This window comes from [Clostridium] scindens ATCC 35704, from assembly GCF_004295125.1.
Lineage (GTDB): Bacteria > Bacillota > Clostridia > Lachnospirales > Lachnospiraceae > Clostridium_AP > Clostridium_AP scindens.
Genome location: NZ_CP036170.1, coordinates 2,488,438 through 2,507,887, shown reverse-complemented (window position 1 = coordinate 2,507,887; position 19,450 = coordinate 2,488,438). Strand labels below are relative to the sequence as shown.

The window sequence follows — 19,450 nt, the reverse complement described above, 5'->3', positions numbered from 1 at the left end:
CGTTCACGCCTTTTCCCTATGTGCGATAATAATTTTGTGGAAGTATGGCTCTGCCATACTATTGATGGTGCAGTTCTCTACGGATACTGCCTGAATTTTTTTAACCGTAAAGCCACTCCTCTATCCATCAAAAACATCTCCATTCTTCCAATAAGTATGGTTGTACCATTCTCAAAAAGTCTTGTATCGCCATTTTTACTTTTCAAAGGTATGGCACTAACATACTTACAGGAGGTGATATCATGGCTATTCATCCAAGACAGTTCGGCATCATGCTGAAAAATGCACGAATGGATAAGAAACTCACACAAGCAGAATTAGCTGAAATACTGGATATTTCTTTACCATATCTCAAAGACCTGGAGCGCTTCCGGAACAATCCGAGCTACGATGTCTTCGAAAAAGTAATCCGCTACTTCAACCTGTCAGCAGATACTGTTATCTATCCAAATGAGAATCTGACCAATACTACATATCAGCAGATTGAGCGTCTACTTACACGCTGTGATGAAGGGCAACTCCGTGTCATCCTTGCCACCACAGAAGCGTTGCTGTCCGAGAGTGAAATGCCTTCAGATTCAGAGTAACAGATAAAGGCGGTATTCAGGCGGTGTTTACATCACATTTTTCCTGTAATTTTCAAGGCTCATCCCTGCACCGGAATCCTCCTGCAAAAATGAGCCTTTTCGTCACTGTATCTGTTTAATCAATTCCTCTGGAGATATTTCCTGCCGGAAAAGTCCCAGACCGCTTAATAGAAGGATGCAGTCTACATATCCTTGACAGTATGCCTTCTGCCCCTCCATAGAATTCATATCTTCCAGCTTTGCCATCCACTCCAACAGCGTTTGCCACTGAGCTTCAGGAAGACTACGAACTATCTCCTCACACGTTTCACGCATCTCCTCTAATTCCTGCTGTGTATCTCTATATCCCGGCACCTCAACTGCGGTGTCCCTCGTCACATTTTCACAACGAAGCTTATTCAAAAAACATCCAACCTTGTAAATTACGGTTGAATGGGATTTCCGTTCCGCATGCGCGGAACGGCTATTCCATTTTTAGCGGTACAAAATACTATTGATATCTTTTATTCCGTTTCTCTCATGTTGATACCATTCATTTCCAGACGATATGTATGATGCTTGTCGGTAATTCTTGTAAGGCAGGCATCTGCGTAAGTGTTATCTGCAAACATATCAAACCAGGAGCTGACAGGAAATTGAGAAATCACAACTGTAGATTTCCGTCCATCACGGGTATCAAGTACTTCAAAAAGATCTCGGCATTTATCGAGATCAAGATCCATCAGGCCAAAGTCATCTATCACAAGAAGATCGAGTTTCGTAAGTTTGTTCAGATAATCCAGATTAGTAGCTTTGATACGTGCTTGTTCCATTTCACTCATAAGAGTGTTCGCTTTGATATACCTGACACTTTTGGACTGTTTCATAGCTGTTACGCAAAAAGCATTGATCAAATACGTTTTACCACTTGCTGAAGAACCTGTTACAATCAGGTTTTTTCCTTCCTCTATCCAGTGACAAGTGCTCAGACGTTCAATTATCTGCGTGTCTAACTGACGCTCAGGACGATAAATCGTCTCATCAAGATCTGCAGCCGGATACCTGAGATGAGCTTCTTTCATCAAACGATTGAAGCGTTTATCCGCCCTTGATTGCCATTCCGAATTGATCATCGCTGACATACGTTCCTTAAAAGTATTCAGATCCGCATTCGGATCTCTCAACTGTTCCTCCAATATACGTGCCATTTCCGGAACTCTGAAACTTTTCAGTCGAGAAATCAGGGCCTGTTCTTCCGGTGTCAATGTGATTTCGCTTTGTATTCTCACTTATTTATAGGCCTCCTTTCCACGGATATTTGCATGGGAAGGAAGTGTTCCTGATGCAGCTGTGTTATTAATAGAATGATTGTTTTGGACCATGCCAAGTACTTTTTTAAAATAAGAATACTTGCAGGCATTTGCTTCTACACATTTATCCGCAGCTTCTTGTACGAGCCTGTGTGGCACATCCTTACAGGAATGAAGGACTCCGGCACAACTGTTGTAAGCTTGTTCTTCATGTTTTGGACTGCGCAGGATCCTATCTATAAGAGTGACCATAGAATCGCCGTATACAGATGCCCACCGCCGATAATAAGCACCATCATGGGCATTAACCTCTTTATAATAAAGATGTTCTTGCGGCATATGGCTGTCATCTGTGATATATAGCGGAAAATCCCTGTAGGATCTCGGATGTCGGCAGATCAGACGGTTGTACTCATCGCAGATCCTTATTTCTGCCATTGTTGCCTTTAGAATTGCCGGCTTTCCTCTTTGGGTATACAATACAGAGTAGTAGTGGGCATCATATTCAAGATGATAATTATCAGGAACTTTAAGAAAGTACTTATAATCACAAAGCGTGTAATTCTCGCCGGGAAGCTTGTTCATACGCGGTTTGTCATACTTTTCAAATCCAGTTATCCTTGATTTACGGATATCTGATTTTTTCTGAAATGGTCGCTGATTGATGTCCTCTACAATTCTTTTTGTAGCATCATTTAAAGCCTCAAGCGAGGTATAGGTATTTTTCTTAAGTTCTTCGACTAAATAGATTTCCAGAAAGCGAACATGATTTTCAATCGTTGCTTTTCCCTTTGGTTTGCGCGGCGGTGGTGGAAGTATGATTGTATCATAAAAAGTTTCCAGATCTGAAAAAGCCGTCTGTAATACAAGCTCATCCTTATTATGTCGGGTAACAGCCGTTTTCAGATTATCCGGCACAAGATATCTGGGAACAGCACCGTAAAAAGATAATGCATGTACGGTACCAGTGATAAAATGTGGCAGTTTTTCATCTGGAAAGGCTTCTGCATAAACAAGACTGCTGAAACCAAGAGTTGTTGCAAAAATGTGTACTTTCTTGAGTTCTCCAGTTGAAGGATCCAGAAGCAGCTCTGGTTGATCACCTACCCAGTCGATGTACATCTTTTCACCGGGAATTCGTTCAACCGGCATGGATACTTTTGTGGATCCATAAGTATTTACCAGAAAGTCTCTATACAGTTTGTAAAACTGTGATAGCTGATAACCATTAGGATTTTTCTTTTTGTACTCGATCCACAGAAATCCAAGGTCTGCATTCTTTCCCATTTGGATCATGTTCTCATGAATTTGGTGAAAATCAGGCAACGGAATGTTTTTGTGGCGAAGATTATCCTTGGGATAAATCAGATTGACCACCTTTTCGGCCGGCATCTGCTTTAAATCATCCAATGATAATCCAGAATCCCGATAGCGTTCCATAATCAGTGAGATTCCGCTTCTTCCAATTCGATATCGTTTCTGAACATTGTCATAGCTGATCTTGTTAAGTCTTAGTTCTATGACACCTATGATAGTAGTGTAGTCGTGCATAATTGCTCCTCCTTTACACTGTGATGAATAATAGTTACATCACAATAATAAAGGAAAGGCGTACCGTTCGAGCAGAAAGTTCATACCGTTATATCAGAATGCACATACCGATAATATTGGAATTAGCGTACCGTTCGACCGGAATTTGCATCCAACCTGTTCCCATACTTTGTTCTGCATATTCCATTCCTCCAGTCTGCTAATTATTATTAATATATCCGCAGATATTACACCATACCAAACCCTACTCGTTCCTAAAAAAGGAATAGGCAGCATTCCAAGCGTTACGCTTCAGAACACTGCCTATTCCTTTTTTACCATATTCATTCGATAACCAACCCCTCGTACAGTCTGGATATACTCAGGCCGGCTAGGGTCATCTTCAATTTTCTTTCGAAGGCGGCGGATATGGGAAGTGATGTTGCTGTCATCCCAGAGATACTCCCCATTCCAGACGAAGTTATAAATTTGTTCTTTAGAAAGAATGCTACCTTGATGAAGAGCCAGTACATACAGAATTCGGAACTCAATATTTGTCAGTCTCACTTCCTGATCTCGTTTCAAAACTTTATGCTGTTCCGACTGAATATATAATTCGCCGATTCGCATTGGTTCCTGCTCTTTTAATAATGTTTTATCCACACAAATATCTGATTCTCCTACGATTTTCATTATTTTGTCATATATAATTTTTTCTGATTCATCCAACGAAAGTACAATCAGCTTTCCCACATACTCACCTCGCTGTGCCACTAAAATCATAAGAACAAACTTGCAGTTTCTATTTTATCTTCTCTTTTTGCTCCATAGCCTGGAGTTCAAAATAATTTTTAACCCTTTGTTGTCCAAATACTTTGTCTATATTTCCTTAATCAAATTCAGACTCAGGCCCATACTTTTCAATGCCTGTATCTTCCCCGCAATTAGCGGCAGCCTTTCACTGTAATATCTGTACCCTGTAAGCTCATCTACCTGCTCCGGAATCAACAGACCAATTTCATCATAATGCCTCAACATGTAGATACTGATTTGAAACAGGACTGAAAACTGTCCTATTTTAACAAAGAAACCACCTGTTCTTCATTATAAAACTTCACATTATACGAGAGTCAAACGACTCTCGTACTTTGGTAGGTGGCAATTTAAATCGTCATCAGTATAAAGTTAACTACAAATTCCGCATCTATTCCCATTTGAAAAAACGTATGGCAATGCCTCCACAGACCACTGTGACCACCGCCATTATGGCAATTGGAAACCAGACTGATTCTAACGGTAGGCCCAACGAAGTTGCTTTCAGCAACTTAATCCCCTGTGTCAAAGGCAGAACATCTGCAATTTTCTGCAATGCAGACGGCATCACTTCATAAGGTAAGGTTGCCCCTGAAAAAATGAGCATCGGAAAATACAGGAGGCTGGCAGCCACACTGGCTGTTTTCGTATCAGGCGCAACACCTCCTACCATAAGTCCGATGCTGAACATCGAAAACATCACCAGAAGATACATGAACAAGAAAATTCCTATCGCCCCGTTGAACCTGCATCCAAAAAATATGGATAAAACTCCAAAAACAAGGCACAAGGACAGCAACGAGTAGATTGCATAAATCGTCACCCACACTGCGAGCAGAAATGCCGGACTTGTAGGCGTAACTTTATATCTTTTTAATATCTTTTTCTGACGGTAATCGGAAATCAACAGCGGAAGCCCCATCACACCACCTGCACAAATCGCAATGGTCGATAATGCCCCGAAGGACTGTTCCAAAAAGGTATATGTTATTTCGGGAGCCGCTGTTTTTGCTCCATAAATGACTCCCAAAATTATAGTAACCACTACCGGCATACAGAGAGCAAAAATAACCATGTCCATTCCCCGGAAGGATAGCTTCAGTTCTGTTTTCAACATTGTAAAAAATTTATTCATTGTCCTCTTCCTCCTCTCCAGTAAACCACAAATACGCATCTTCCAATCTCTCATAGGGACTTAATGCCACCGCTTCTTCCACAGTCCCTTCAAAGGCAAATCCGCCATCCTTCAGGATACCAATCCGGTCACAGAGAATTTCCACCTCATCCATGAAATGAGAAGACAGAAATATTGTCAGGCCATGTTTCTTTAACTCCTGCAGGCTTTTCCAAACACCTCTTCTCGCTTTTGTATCAAGCCCTGTGGTAAGCTCATCCAAAAAGACCACCCTGGGATTAGGGATAAGAGACAGCACAATAAATAATCTTTGCTTCTGTCCTCCAGATAACTCGTTTACAAAAGCGTTTTCCTTATCTGCCAGACCAAATTTGTGCAGCAACTCTTTATATGCCATTGGATACCTATAAAGGCAGGTCGTTTCCTCACACAATTCTTTTACCTTGATCTTGTCTGGATAATTTACTTCCTGGAACTGTACCCCAATCTGCTTAAAAAGTTGCTTTCGCTCCGTCCACGGGTCTAACCCCAAAATGCGAACCGTTCCCGAATCCGCTTTCTTTGTCCCAAGGATACATTCTATTGTAGTACTCTTGCCTACGCCATTTGCTCCAAGCAGACCGTACACTTCACCCGCAGCAACTGAGAAGCTGAGATTCTCAATCACTTTCTTTCCATCATAAGATTTGCTCAGCCCGGAAATTTGGATTGTTTTTTCCATTTCGTATGCCTCCTTATTTTAATTCTGAAATAAAGATTAGCATCCAATCCAACTATGGTGGGTAACTGTAGGGTTTTTATTCTGATATTTTTTTCATCTTCTCAATCTGACAAGTTACATAAAAAGCATTGTTTTTTGCCTCATTCAATGAAGTCAATAGCTTATCGCAAGCCCTTATGATATCATCATCATCCTTTGGCGTATTAATAGCTATTTGGATATTAGTTTGCGGATCATCCGATAAGGCCTGAAGCATTCTCAAAATAGCAGAGAGAGAATAGTTTGCACAACGAAGAGAGCGTATAATTTTCAAGCGAAGCATATCTTCTTCTGTATACACCCGGTATCTGTTTTCAGTTCGCTTGATGGTAAACAGACCATTCAACTCCCAATTTCTTAATGTATCGATCGTTACCCCTAATATATCTGCTGCTTCCTTTCTTCTATATGTCCTCTGCACTCCAACATTGCTTTCACTCATACCCGATAAAATACTATGGGTAATCCGTATCGCTTCTTCTGCATTGGCTTTTTCGATGTCTATCTGAGCAATGTATCGCCTGGTCAATTCCATAGCTTTCTCATAATTCCCCAAAGCAGAAACCTTAATAATGTCAACCGCCTGTTTACGAAGTCCATTTTGAAGAACTTCCACCTGGAGAGCCGCCCGCGCTAATCTAAATTGTTCGATATGCAGATCAGTAAATATCCGGTAACCATTCCCTAACCGTTCTGGTTTTGGAATTAAACCGCATTTTTCATATAAGCGTACTGTATTTACATGTATGCCGATTATCCTTGCTATGTCTATTGTCTTATATGTATTCATTCAACGCACCTCCATCCCTCATTATGTCATATTTTATAAGTCTGGTGTTATAATATAGGGTTTTTTAGTTTACCGTAGAATGCCCTGAATAGCAAGTTTATTCTCAGTCTATCTAAATATTGGTTCAATATATGTTTTGATTAAATCTATCCTATCCCTTACCTTTGGCACAAAAAGCGCAGAAGATGACACAACTATTTTATCTTTTGTATTCACATAAATTATATTTCCTCCATCCCCCATCGCTGCATAACCATCTTCATTTACCCACCATAAATATCCATACGATAAATCATGTTTCTTCCATCGGCTATGCTCTCTCGTACTTTCTTCCACCCACTTTTCTGATACAATTCGTTTTCCGTTCCATATGCCTTTATTCAAATATAACTGACCAATTTTTGCCATATCCATAGGAGAAAGTGTAAGTCCCCAACCCGCTGTATGAATCCCTAATGAGTCCCGTACCCATCCGCTGGTATCTATAGATTCATTAAATGCCAGTTGATCCTCCTTGCTTTTAAACATCAAATCTCCTTCTACATGAATTTCTAATGGAGAAAATAAATTTTCATCTGCAAACTCAAATACCGACTGCCCTGTTGCTTTTACTAATATTCCTGAAAAAATATCCGGACCAATCAGAGGTGCATATCGGAATGTTCCGATCTTCCCCTGGCCCCCTAGCAGGTCTAAAGAAAATTTCACCCAATCCTCACTAGTAAAATATTTCACATATGGAGCAAAAAAACGATACTTATAAGGTGCTGTCATTGTCAGCATATCCTTGACTGTGATATTTTGGATGGTGTTTTCTCTCTTTCTTACTATGTATCCAGGGAAAAAATCCAGCACTTTCTGATCAATACTTTGGATATATCCTCTATCTACTGCAATCCCAATCAGTATTGAAATAATACTTTTTGTTACAGAATAAACATGAACCTGGCTTTCTCTTGTACATCCCTTGAAATATTTTTCATATACCAATTTTCCTTCTTTTAATACCGCCACGCCTGTGGTATTCCCATAATCAGTGCTGATTTTTTGTTCGAGTTCTCTAATTCTTTTCTGATCCATGATATCTCCTTTACTTTAACCTATTTGTAGACGCATTTTTTCTGTTTTATTTTTTTAATATCTTTTTTACTGGATAATAGACCTCTGTAATGAAATCGCTCTCCTGCAAAACCTCCGAAGGACTTGTTACATAAACTTCATAAAGTGCATTGCAATTTTCGTACCCTTCATTTTCTGCCCATTCAATTTGCTTCGCATAAACAGAAGAGAGCTGAGAGTAGGAACCATGAACAACAGTTTTCAAACAAAGTCCAGGATAAAAATCCCTTGTTCCCGTTGCATACTCGTTGATTGGGACAGCAAATTCTGTATCCAGTCCAAATGGACTATATTCATCACCATGAAATAAAACCATTGGTGGAGCGGATGCTGTCAGGTTCTTTTCCTTCATTTTCTTAAACAGCTTTTCAAAGCAATACCCATACTCAGCAGGAAAATCCTGTTCCTGAATCATCTTTCGTATGGACAGAAGATACATCTTTGGCACCTCCACCAGTTCTATACCAATATCTTCCATATATGACATAATCGACTTGCCCTTTCTTATGGCGGACATATCAGCATCTATCTGCTCCAACATATTTTTATACATCATCATTTGCATTGAAATCTCTTTTTTCTTTTTACTAAGAGCCGCATATAGTTTGTCATCCATTGCCTCCTCTGACTCAAGAATTGCCTTAATCTCTTCCAACGAAAAATGATACGCTTTCAGCCGATTAATAAACAGCATCGTCTCCAACTGATTAATAGAATAATAACGATACCCATTTTCTGGATTGATTTCTTCTGGAAGTATCAATCCTATTTCTGCATAATACCGAAGTGTTTTTGTGGATACTCGGCATATACTCGAAAATTCTCCAATCGTCAACATATAATAGGCCTCCTTTCCAGTACCAGTATAAACTTTGCCCCAAGGGAAAAGTCAACGGCACTTTTCATACGCATTTTCAAGGTAGTCGCATATTAATCGAATATAAAAAGAATTGCAAGTTTTATATGATTTAACAATCCTGTCAACTCCACATACCATTTATCCAACCTGTCAACTCCACACCCCCGATATCAAAATCAACCACTCAACTCTCCGCCATTTTCCATAGTAGACCAATTCCCACTTACCCATAAAATGAAAAAATCCGGGAACCGAAACCTGTCCTCTGACAAGCCCCTACTCCCGGAAATCCCTTGTTTTCTACATTTTTTTGCTATTCTATCCTTTGACTTTTGACATCAATACTACGCACTCCACATGTAGTAGTTAGGCTATTCTAGGAAATATGTTCATAGCTTGAAAAGCTCTTAATTTTACAGCATTTTTAATCATTCTGATATAACAACCTATACTTTTTTAATTGGGCTATTTCAAATAAAAGTTATTTAAAATCAACATATTAGTTATTTCGGATCCACTTCCGGGGAAGATTTATAATCTACCACCGATTGTACAAATTTTCGTGCATCTTCAAGTTTCGGTTCCTCAGCCAAATTATACTTTTCTAATACATTATAAACCCAATCTTTCTTTTCCTTATTGATGGTTTTATCAAAACACTCCATTTCACCGACTGGAACAACAAAAAGTCCTACTGATTTGCATACAGCTTCTACTCTTTCATATGCAGCCGGCGCATCACCTGAAAAACCAACCTTTCCTATTTTCTTAATTTGAGTCCATGCATCATTTTCGCCACTGCTTTTTGCATTCATACTATCATAAATAATTTTCATATCTGCAGATAATGTAGTTTTCCAATCCAGTCCAAATGATGCGACAATTGGTTTAAAGTTTTGACTTGCATTGAGTAGGTCAAAATCACAAATAGCAACTACTGGAACATTAACCGCTTTCAATGCGCTTACAACATCTTTAACTCGTGTCTTTCCTCCACAATGTGTAAATAACACATCTGGGGCAGTTTCTCCTCTATATTCATATACTGCATCTATTACTGCTTGATAAAATAAGCAATCATAGTCGCTTTCACAAACAACAACTTTTTCATGAAACAGACCGCTTAAAATATTTGAATAACGCAGGAGAGGATTTCCCCATAATTTTTTAATTTCATCGTTTTGAAGGATACTCATCTTATTAATGTTGTCTATGCGATTAATTCTAATCACTGTTACATTTTCATTATCCGCATCAAGCAAACCTTGAAGAAAATCCTCGCTGTGAGTGGATACTAACAACTGTCGATTATTTGGATTATTTTTTGCAAGCATTTTCCCTAACATTCTTGCCTGTGGCGGATGCAAAAAAGCTTCTGGTTCATCAATAAGAGTAATGGTGTAATCAGATGTAAATGTGTCAAGTAGAATACTTGCAAAGCTACGCATACCATCCCCCTGCTCTTGAAGCTTTGGAAGTTTAGCAACTTGATTATAGTAATCATCCTGTCTATCGATCGTAAAATCTTTCTTATCTGGAGCTTTTCCAATATGTAACGGAATAGTTTGCATTTCATTTCGATTTACAATTAAATCAACATCAAAAGCTTGGCGAAACAAATATGATATTTTCTGCGCAAGGGTCTCACTTTGATTCAATTTATATATAGGATGTTTTTCAGGTTGATTATGTCTATTTAGTGCATTTGATGAAGTCAAACGAATTTCTGTACTAAGACGCTTAACAAATAATTTATAAAGCCCGCTGTATAGCGTATGATTATGCCAATACTGCTGCAATGTATCTCTCGCAAAAGCATTTCCTGCCTCATATAATTGATAATTGCCTTGTTTATCTTCTAAAAAGCGTTCCTTAAGAAAAGTAGTTTCGTCAATCATACCTTGATAATCACATTCAAAGCTTTTTATAACAATAGTACGCTTTTGATTAGATTGATCTAAACAAGATTCTATATCTTTTAATACTTGACTCTTACCGCTATTATTGGGACCCGTAAATACGATAATACTATTCTGTTTAAGCATTAGTTGAACATCATCATTAAATGTGACACTCTTCAAAAAAACTTGAGGTTTTTTTACTACGTTTTTACCAGTATCTTCAAACTCTGTACTCATAATCTCCTCCTGATTGTCATTTGTTTCTTATCATTTACATAACCGATAATCATCTACTCTTTGAACTGTACTTTTGATTTTTTCTCTGGCTACCATTTTCATCTTTCATCACATTGCTCCTACGAGCTTTCTCAACCTGCACTGCCTCAAAAACTTCTTTTGATATTATCGCCGGATTATTATCCGTTGCTAAATAATGTACTTTGCTTTTACCAGTTTTCAATAGTCGAACATCCCCTGTGTATTTCTCATTACTCAGCATGACATCTATTGTTCTCTTACACCATTTCTCCTTCCCTGTAGGAGAAGGGATTTTCCGTTTCTCAAGTTCTTTGATAATACCCAATACACTTTGTCCTCTCAAATACAAGTCAAATATGATTTTTACATTTTCTGCTGTTTCTTCATCAATGATTAACTTGCCATCTTCATTATGTTTATACCCATAACACTTTCTATCATATAATTTCGAAGTTCCTGAAGCTGCTCCCTGCTTAATGCCCCATTTTATATTTTCACTGCGAGACTCATTTTCCGCTTGTGCAAAAGATTCAATAATTGAAATCATTAAGTCACTATCTGTGTTTGCCGTATCAAGTTCTTCCTGCTCAAATATTACACGAACACCAGCACTTTTTAATTTACTCAATGCTTCCATGGTTTCGACAGTATCTCTTCCAAAACGGCTGATGCTTTTTGTAAAAATAATATCTAGTTTATGAGATGTACAGTCATCCAGCATACGGTTAAATTCCTTGCGCGAAGAACCTGTTTTGCTAGAAGAAATATCTATATACACATCCGCAAGAAGCCATTGCGGTGTAGCCGCCGTTATTTTTGTTAAATGTGATACTTGTGCAGCCAAACTTTGTAGCTGCTCTAAACTCTTCGTACTAACACGACAATATATTCCGACGCGCTTGTCCCGTTTCTGTGGTTTAGGTGGTATGAAATGAACTTTTTTTAAATTGTCCATACCTCATCTCCTCTACAAATAGGTAATCTTTTCTAACAGCCTATCAGCATAGGCTAACTAACATCTGTATTCATATTTTACATGATAACTAGCCTTTTTACAATCATTCTATCCACTCAACCTGCATTTGTTAACAATCCTGTCTCCACAACATACCCAATATCTATCCTATCCACTCAACTCTCCGCCATTTTCCATAGTAGACCAATTCCCACTTACCCATAAAATGAAAAAATCCGGGAACCAGAACCTATCCTCTGACAGGCCCCGACTCCCGGAAATCCCTTGTTTCCTACACTTTTTCAGTTCCTTTTTTTTCAGTCCGTGACATCAATACTACCGTCTCCACATGGCACGATTGCTCCATCTTGATGTCTGCATATCGACCAGTTACCCCTTACTACCGAAAAACGGCTCCGTTTGTAATCGGGAACTGGTCAAGGGCATTTTCGGTTCACGAGAACTTATCAATAAGCCACTTTGACCGTTCACGGGAACAAGTCGAAAACTGCTCTCTTACCTATAATATGCGATTTCACATATCTGCCTATCGCCTCGACCTGCCACAGTGGTTGAGTGGCCAATAAGCTGTAGCCGCTGCCATAGCCTCAACCTTGATTCAGGCTTTGTTGCCACCACCACCATGCTTGCCTTTTGTCACAATAAAGAGCGCGACTGATATTGTCAATATTAGTTGACACATTTTTCTCAAGGATATCACTGACTATGCTGCCAGTTCCAAATCCTCATAATACTTCCTGCGTTTTATCATAGGAGGAAGCCCGCCATTGGCAGAGCAGATCCTCCGGTTATTCCAGTAACTGTGGAAATATCTCCAAATGAGTACTTTTAATTCCTCTACCGTCATCTGCTTTGTGTCATAACGGCCGTAGAGAAGTTCCGTCTTCATTCTGGCCCACATGCTCTCGCAGCGGGCATTATCATGGCAGCGTCCTCCGGCACTGTTCATGCTTTGATGGATGTGGTACTTCCGGATGGTCTGGCGGTAGGCCTCACTGGTATACTGGGTTCCACGGTCACTGTGGATGATCGCGCCTTCCAGTGCAGGATAAGCAGTCAGGGCGCTTTCCAGTGTATGGATACACAGATCTGCTTTCATGGTTGTTTCCATTGCCAGACCAAGGACACTAAGATCAAAGCAGTCGAAAATCGCAGATACATACAGTTTCCCATTGGATGCCGGGATCTCCGTGATATCTGTAATACATTTTTTCAATGGGGCATCTGAATGAAAATCCCGCTTCAGCAAATCATCCGATTTCATAGCCTCCCGGTCTGCCTTTGTAATTCCGTTCGGTTTTCGCTTTGGCCGATGGCTCAGGCCAATCTGCTCCATAACCCGGTATACGGTTCTCTCGCTGGGAATTGATACTCCCTCCGGCTGCTTCAGGCACGGCGCCTGATACATTCGGAGCCGTCCGTAAGTATCGTTACATTCATCCTCGCTGGCAATCTCTTTCATGGCATCCGCCAGATCCTGGTACTTCCAGGGACGGTCTTTGTTTGCAAGATATTTATAGAAGCCTTGCCGACTGACACCAAGCATCCGGCAGTAAAATGAAATTTTCCCGGTCATCCTGCCGTCCTCTGTTTTCAAAGCCAGAAAGATCATTCTCTGGTTTTTGCTGACTTCCGACGGCTGGCGGCGAAAAAAGCACTGGCTTCCTCCAAAAATTCGTTTTCTTCCTTCAGGCGGCGGATTTCTTTATCCTGCTCCTTAACCCGCTTACGCAGCATGGTAATCTCTTCTGACAGGCTCATTGCGCTGGCAGGGGTATGAGAACCTTCCCCAATATCCAACTTACCAGCTCTTACGGCTTTCAGCCATGTATGCATGGTTCCTTCAGGGATTCCTAGTTCTTTACCTGCCTTAGCGCCACCGATTTCTTTGGCAAGTTTTACTGCCTGTACTTTGTATTCATGGTCATATTTACGTGCCACTTTAAATACCTCCTTATTCTCTTGGTTTTATTATGAAATCCTTGAGAATAAGCTGTCAACTTTTTTATACCACACCACTTGCGCCTTCGGCCATCGCAAGTCGGTCATTCTGAAGCTCAACGTGTATTTCTCTGATGGCATCACCAACATATTCTATTTCGTCAAGGATCTGTGCCATAACCGCATGTGTTGACAGATTGTTTAAGGACTGCGTGAGATTAGGCGTTAGCGCCATATCCTCAAGGCGTACCTGCTTCACGAAGCCATCTGCGTCACGAATTGTAGGAAGAATTTCTCCTTGTTTATCTATCGTAAACCGGTAGATTCCTTTATCAATCAGATCCTTAACATAAGAATCCATCTTTGCGATCATAATATGATCCTTACCAGCCATTGCTCCTATCACTTCAGCAATAGCCGGAAGTTTTGCCTGTATGTTTTCCCATTTGCCAAAATACTGAATAAGGCTTTTGTTATCTTCATAAGAAATAACACTTAATTCTCCGCGGTTAGGCTTCCACTCTTCGATGTCGTATTCAAAGATTGGTACCACCTCGTATTTATCCTGTTCGCTAATAGGCCGCTTTGGATCAGCGCTCTGAAAACCACAATACGGGCACTTAGTAGCCTTATCAGATATTTTTGTGCCACATTCCGGGCATAAGATTCTGCTCATTTAATCACGACCTTTCGTTGTCAATTTGTATTTCATTATAGGACTTGTAATTTTGCGAATCAAAGATCACTATCCTCATAATCTTCATTGGTTTTCAGCGTTTCCGGCACCTCTTCGATTGCAGGCACCAGTCTCTTAATCAACGCAAACAGCTCTTTGAAATCTTCTGCTGTACACCAGAACTGACGTCTGTCTCTCGATCTGTCGTCATAGGATACAATAAATTCGATTCCGCCGACGTCGGTGCAAAAGGCAATCGTTTCGTTTACCAGAGCCTCTTTCACGCCTTCTGCAATGGCCTTGAAGGATTTCTTGAACTCCGGATTATTCGACTTATATGACCACTTCCGTGGTTTACGAATATGGGAATTCAGTGCTGGTACAAATTCATAGGAAATGCTATCGGAAGTAAGGGACAGCCTGTCCTCATAAACATACTCATATGAGCAGTAGCCTGAACTACCCTTGATGGTTATTCTTATGATTTCTTTCTCCATATAGCATTTCTCCGTCACATACTTATTTTCTGGCTTTATCCTTTATGCTCTGCCCATCAGAATAGAGCCACATAATGTTTCCGTTCGCAGAACCGCCAGTCACGCAGGCCGCTGCTGCCGAAGTACTCTTGAAATAAACATTCTCTGTGAACACACAGTCTTTTACTTTCCCATCAGCCACGAGCTGAGCACGGAGGCTCTTTATCCATGTCTGGCATGATTTTGTCTCACTCGAACTAAATCCGGAGCCCTTCATAACGATAAAACCGTCGCCACTTATCTGTCCTGTTGCCGCTACCTTTTTACCCGCAAGATGAAGTATCTCGGCATTAGCGCTTACAGCGGGTGCTGGCTGAGGTTTCACTGCAGCTTTTTTCTTATCAGAAGCAGGTGCTTCATCCTCACCAGAATCAAGATTCTTCAGAGAGACACCGAACTTATCCTTCCATTCGACAAGACCGTTTGAGTTCTTGCCGCAAACGAACGTGGACGCATAGGACGGGCTACCGAAGCATATATCTTCCTGAAGGATTCCGTTTTTATCGATGCTGGCAGCGTAGTTTTCTCTGGCCTTTTTAATGCCGGAAGCCGTGTAATCTGCCACCTGCGGATATATGTAACTGCCTTTGAGTACCCAGAATCCATCTGATGTAATTCTGCCGATTGCACTGCCACCCTTGCCCTTATTCCTGCTAAAGTAAAGGAGCTCATTATCGGCATCAGCATCATCTTTGCCCGATGAAGGCAGCGGCTCAAATGCCATATAGCCCAACGCTGGTAATATAAGCTGCGCGTTGATGATGAATTCTTCCAGCAGATCTCTTATCTGCTTTGGCATTGGAGACTGCGGCGGTGTATTTCCGTTCTTTACAATGTATCGCTTGGCTTCCGTTGCTATTGTGAAGAACCTGTTCTCCAGATACTTCACACGGCCTTTCTCAAGCGTTCCATCGGGAGTAACGAAGATTACTGCTTCTGTCCAATAACTGCCGTCTTTTTCAAATGTATGTGGCTGCAGCAAACGCTTTTGAGCGTCATCGGCTTCTCCCACATAGATGAACAGCTTTCCGGTCTCATCGTCTTTACCGAAAAGGAAGTACACTCCCGGCGTGTTCAGCTCCGGAAGGTCGCTGCAATCTTTCAGATCACCTCGTGGGATCTTGTAGGCGACTCCATTCCAGTTAGAAAGCGTAGCCTGCCATCTCCCGGAAGCAGAGCCGTCCATCAAATATAGATGTATACTTTTTCCGAGTGATGACATCTTCACTACCTCCAACTTACAAATTTATATAAGGCACGATCACATCGTAGAATTTCTTTGACCATTCCGCATGGAACTTCGCCATCCGAGGCCAGTCGTCTTCATTCTCGATACTCACACCATCCAGTTGGATAAACACCTTTGAAGACTTTATATCGTCTCCTCGGTTCCACTGGAGCTCTGTACCAAGTTTTGATTCAATCTCTGTCTTGTGCTGATATAACGCATCAAAGGCTGCCTTGTTCTCATCTTTGTCAGCTCTGCCAAATACCACTTCAGAACGCGCTGAATCAAAATTCGCAACGCAGCAAAGATAAAAGCCACCTATGCCGAAGAAGCCATTGATCCAGTTATCTGTGCTCGGATTGACATTGCTGAAGGAACCGGGATTACCATGCGCTTCATGTATTTGCACTAACGCATAAGTCCAGTAGCGTTTTCTTATTTCGAATCTTGTTTCAGAATTCTCTCCGCTAAGGCTCAGTCTTTCTCCTGCCATAGAAAGCGCCGTAGTGATCCTGTCAAAATGATCAATGATCCAGTCAAAGATCTTCGGCTGCTCTGCCTGATTGAAATCGTCAGCTTTTTCTTCAATGACGATAGATCTGGTTGTCCCTGTCGGCTTTGAATATTCCCAATTCAGGCTCTCTCCAAATTCCGCTTCAATCTGATCCTTAAGTTCCTTCAAACGATTATAGGTATCCACATTGTAGGTGTAGATTCCCATCTTGATTCGCTTTCCATAAGGAATCGAGAAAAACAGATGATACCCGTTAGCACCGATATGAACATCATAGTAAGTATGACCGGACGCTTTCTGCTTTGCTATATCATTTGCTCTGCCATGCTCAGTCGCATAATTAACGAAGGCTGTCCAGAATTGAAGCTTCTGGTCATCCCCGTCTCCATCGGAGCTGTCTTCTGTTTCCGGTTTTGCTGCAGTTGATTCTTCCAACTCCTCCGGAATTTCACGGCCATCCTTCACGAAGGAAATACCGATCAGCTTTTCTAACTTCTCGTCATCAAATTGAATGTTCCAACGTTCCTGCATAAAGACAAGAAGCTTCTCGGTACGGCTGTATATCTCAAATGCATCCCAGTCGTCGAGCTTAGACACCTCAATCTCAGAATGGGAGCCGTTTTCATAGCCGCGTCGGCCAGTAGTCTTGGAGTGCTTCTTATCCTCAAAGCTGTCGTTCTGTAGAGCCGAGTTCACACTCTGCGATAACGGCAGGAGATTTCCAAGGGCTCCTGAAAGCATCTTGATTTCATTGTCCTTAAACTGACGGAACATATTACGCCAGTAAAACTTTGTAGGTGTCTGCGGAAGGATGTGCTCGATAGACACCTTAACCTTCTCTGATTTCGTAAACATCGACCATGTACAGAAGCTGGGTCAATGTTGTTCTTCTCAGCCAGCTTGGCCTCATACTCATAGAAGAAGTATCTCAGGCTGTTCCAGTCATAATAGCCGTTTCCGGTCGAGAAGTACTTTTCTATTCTGGTCACAAAGTTCTGAGATGCAAATTCTATATCATTCGTCGTTCTGTCATAGATTTCCTTGCTGAGTTCGTCAACATCTATCTCTTTCACATACACCTGACGGGCGGCTCGATAATAATCACTGCTGCCATAAGATGCATTGAAATTACCCAAGCGGAATGCAACGAAGATAAAACGCTCAATAGCCTCAAAGATTTTCACTCTGCTGCTTGCAGAAATATCTCTTCTGCTGATAACCGTAGTAACCAGCGGTCTGAAATGCCCGATACCGATACGATTGAGCCTATCAACACGCTTCTGCTCCTCTGCGGTAAGATTTGTGCTTTCAAACGGAAAGTAGGTATCGTACCAGTACTTTGCCATATCTTTCAGGCTGTTGACGTACTCCTCGATCTCCTTCGGCTGGAGCTTAGATACCTCTATGGTTTCAGGTTCTTCTGTATCCACACCCTCAACATCGTCGGATTCTGCAACATCGTCACTGATAGCGGCTTCTGTCTCAGCCTCCACAAGAACTGGAGTCTTTTCAAAGATCCCCTTTGATGAGAACTTACTCAAAAGGAACTTGATATAATCATCGCCGCGCTTACGGGAATATCTGAAATAGATAATCCAGTGCGCACGCAGGAAATCATCATCTGAAAGCGGAACACTCTTATTTCTTCCGAGCTGGTAATATACCTCTTTCCAAGCATCGTTTATTTTCTTCCGGAGAGCAGACTTATCCTTCTCATCAAATACCTCATCCTCATAGAGCGTGGTCAGATAGATCAGTCTGTTCTTCAAGAGTTCAAGGTTTGTCAGCTTCTTGCCTCTGTTGTTCATGGTCTCAAAGGCCACGAACACGTCGTAGTCATCATCTATCTCATGAAGATTAAACATCAGGCGCTGGGTGAGCTTCTTATACAAGGTGTTTATGGCTTCAAGTCCGTCTGCTCCGGATTCCTCATACAGCTTCCTGATATTCTCAGCAAAGAAGTTCTTGGCGAATTTCAGGTTCTTGGTATAGTAGGTCTCGTTCACCGCACCGGAGTACGGCTCCTCAAAGACCTTATATTTCATGTATTCTGCGCTTGGATTGTCGACTTCATATCCGAAGAGGTATGTAGTCACCACGCCATTTGGTGGTCTCTTCCGACAGATATATTTTGAGACAATCTCCTCAACCGTCTCATAGCCCAGCGTGATTTCCTTATCGGACTTATCCTTATTTTCATCCAAACCACGGACGAAGTTTACGATCTCATTCAAGAGGATCACGAATGTCGTAATTCTCTGCTGACCGTCAACAATATGGCAAGGCTTATAACCGTTCTCCACAAGCCAGAGGTCTTCACCCCAGCTTACGGTTTCTTTGCTCTTCAGTGGTTTCAGAGAAAGAAGACCTGTATAGTGGTAGCGGTCTGGCTGCAAATTTACAAGGTCATCCCAAAAATCCACCAGTTGCTGTTGCAGCCATGCATAGCCACGCTGGTAGTCCGGTATTCGAAATAATCTATTTTGGAATAGCAGCGATAACGGCTGCAGCTCATTTGCCATAGTGTTTTCCCTCCAT

Annotated in this window: 20 protein-coding genes and 1 pseudogene; 1 reads left to right on the top strand and 20 read right to left on the bottom strand. The window is 41.2% G+C overall.

Going from position 1 to position 19,450, the window contains the following annotated elements:
* Window positions 1–242 precede the first annotated feature (242 nt).
* A complete protein-coding gene (locus HDCHBGLK_RS12885) occupies window positions 243–587 on the top strand; it encodes a helix-turn-helix domain-containing protein (RefSeq protein WP_004605802.1) in 345 nt (114 codons plus the stop codon).
* Window positions 588–689: 102 nt separating this feature from the next.
* Here the strand turns inward: HDCHBGLK_RS12885 and HDCHBGLK_RS12880 are convergent, their stop codons facing one another.
* The 20 genes and pseudogenes from HDCHBGLK_RS12880 to HDCHBGLK_RS19470 all read right to left on the bottom strand — a co-directional run bounded on the left by HDCHBGLK_RS12880 (window position 690) and on the right by HDCHBGLK_RS19470 (window position 19,434).
* Window positions 690–989 (bottom strand): hypothetical protein, encoded by a 300-nt coding sequence (locus HDCHBGLK_RS12880; RefSeq protein ID WP_233440680.1) that lies wholly within the window; start codon window positions 987–989, stop codon window positions 690–692.
* Between the two features lie 101 nt (window positions 990–1,090).
* Window positions 1,091–1,855 (bottom strand): ATP-binding protein, encoded by a 765-nt coding sequence (locus tag HDCHBGLK_RS12875; RefSeq protein WP_004605804.1) that lies wholly within the window; start codon window positions 1,853–1,855, stop codon window positions 1,091–1,093.
* Window positions 1,856–3,427, bottom strand: coding sequence for a Mu transposase domain-containing protein (locus HDCHBGLK_RS12870; protein ID WP_004605805.1), 1,572 nt, complete (start codon window positions 3,425–3,427; stop codon window positions 1,856–1,858). It abuts the gene before it with no gap.
* A 303-nt stretch (window positions 3,428–3,730) separates the two neighbouring features.
* Complete coding sequence (locus HDCHBGLK_RS12865; RefSeq protein ID WP_233440678.1) at window positions 3,731–4,159, bottom strand: winged helix-turn-helix domain-containing protein; 429 nt, start codon at window positions 4,157–4,159, stop codon at window positions 3,731–3,733.
* A gap of 126 nt (window positions 4,160–4,285) precedes the next feature.
* Complete coding sequence (locus tag HDCHBGLK_RS20065) at window positions 4,286–4,444, bottom strand: MerR family transcriptional regulator (RefSeq protein ID WP_004605807.1); 159 nt, start codon at window positions 4,442–4,444, stop codon at window positions 4,286–4,288.
* Between the two features lie 166 nt (window positions 4,445–4,610).
* Complete coding sequence (locus tag HDCHBGLK_RS12855) at window positions 4,611–5,354, bottom strand: ABC transporter permease (RefSeq protein WP_004605808.1); 744 nt, start codon at window positions 5,352–5,354, stop codon at window positions 4,611–4,613.
* Window positions 5,347–6,075, bottom strand: a complete 729-nt coding sequence (locus tag HDCHBGLK_RS12850) for an ABC transporter ATP-binding protein (protein WP_004605809.1) — start codon at window positions 6,073–6,075, stop codon at window positions 5,347–5,349. The genes HDCHBGLK_RS12855 and HDCHBGLK_RS12850 overlap by 8 nt, the downstream gene beginning before the upstream one ends.
* A gap of 76 nt (window positions 6,076–6,151) precedes the next feature.
* Window positions 6,152–6,904, bottom strand: coding sequence for a MerR family transcriptional regulator (locus HDCHBGLK_RS12845; protein ID WP_004605810.1), 753 nt, complete (start codon window positions 6,902–6,904; stop codon window positions 6,152–6,154).
* A 108-nt stretch (window positions 6,905–7,012) separates the two neighbouring features.
* Entirely contained in the window at window positions 7,013–7,984 is a 972-nt protein-coding gene (locus HDCHBGLK_RS12840; protein WP_004605811.1) for a serine hydrolase domain-containing protein, read from the bottom strand.
* Between the two features lie 46 nt (window positions 7,985–8,030).
* Entirely contained in the window at window positions 8,031–8,678 is a 648-nt protein-coding gene (locus HDCHBGLK_RS12835; protein WP_233440764.1) for a GyrI-like domain-containing protein, read from the bottom strand.
* Window positions 8,679–8,708: 30 nt separating this feature from the next.
* A pseudogene (locus HDCHBGLK_RS20060) lies at window positions 8,709–8,861 on the bottom strand (MerR family DNA-binding transcriptional regulator); the annotation flags it as partial.
* 524 nt (window positions 8,862–9,385) lie between these two features.
* On the bottom strand, window positions 9,386–11,020 hold the full coding sequence (locus HDCHBGLK_RS12830; protein ID WP_004605813.1) for an ATP-dependent nuclease: 1,635 nt from the start codon (window positions 11,018–11,020) through the stop codon (window positions 9,386–9,388).
* A 49-nt stretch (window positions 11,021–11,069) separates the two neighbouring features.
* Window positions 11,070–11,996, bottom strand: coding sequence for a recombinase family protein (locus HDCHBGLK_RS12825; RefSeq protein ID WP_004605814.1), 927 nt, complete (start codon window positions 11,994–11,996; stop codon window positions 11,070–11,072).
* Between the two features lie 724 nt (window positions 11,997–12,720).
* Window positions 12,721–13,629 carry an IS3 family transposase gene (locus HDCHBGLK_RS12820; protein WP_130574604.1) on the bottom strand — a complete coding sequence of 303 codons (909 nt, stop codon included), beginning with the start codon at window positions 13,627–13,629 and terminating at the stop codon, window positions 12,721–12,723.
* A complete protein-coding gene (locus HDCHBGLK_RS12815; RefSeq protein ID WP_004607686.1) occupies window positions 13,626–13,958 on the bottom strand; it encodes a transposase in 333 nt (110 codons plus the stop codon). The genes HDCHBGLK_RS12820 and HDCHBGLK_RS12815 overlap by 4 nt, the downstream gene beginning before the upstream one ends.
* A 64-nt stretch (window positions 13,959–14,022) precedes the next feature.
* Window positions 14,023–14,634 carry a zinc ribbon domain-containing protein gene (locus HDCHBGLK_RS12810; RefSeq protein WP_130574603.1) on the bottom strand — a complete coding sequence of 204 codons (612 nt, stop codon included), beginning with the start codon at window positions 14,632–14,634 and terminating at the stop codon, window positions 14,023–14,025.
* Window positions 14,635–14,693: 59 nt separating this feature from the next.
* On the bottom strand, window positions 14,694–15,131 hold the full coding sequence (locus HDCHBGLK_RS12805) for a hypothetical protein (protein ID WP_004608201.1): 438 nt from the start codon (window positions 15,129–15,131) through the stop codon (window positions 14,694–14,696).
* 22 nt (window positions 15,132–15,153) lie between these two features.
* A complete protein-coding gene (locus HDCHBGLK_RS12800) occupies window positions 15,154–16,392 on the bottom strand; it encodes a GIY-YIG nuclease family protein (RefSeq protein ID WP_130574602.1) in 1,239 nt (412 codons plus the stop codon).
* Window positions 16,393–16,408: 16 nt separating this feature from the next.
* Complete coding sequence (locus tag HDCHBGLK_RS20220; RefSeq protein ID WP_233440762.1) at window positions 16,409–17,686, bottom strand: DUF4268 domain-containing protein; 1,278 nt, start codon at window positions 17,684–17,686, stop codon at window positions 16,409–16,411.
* Window positions 17,605–19,434 (bottom strand): DUF262 domain-containing protein, encoded by a 1,830-nt coding sequence (locus HDCHBGLK_RS19470; RefSeq protein ID WP_004608198.1) that lies wholly within the window; start codon window positions 19,432–19,434, stop codon window positions 17,605–17,607. Before HDCHBGLK_RS19470 ends, HDCHBGLK_RS20220 begins: the two co-directional genes overlap by 82 nt.
* Window positions 19,435–19,450: the final 16 nt, after the last annotated feature.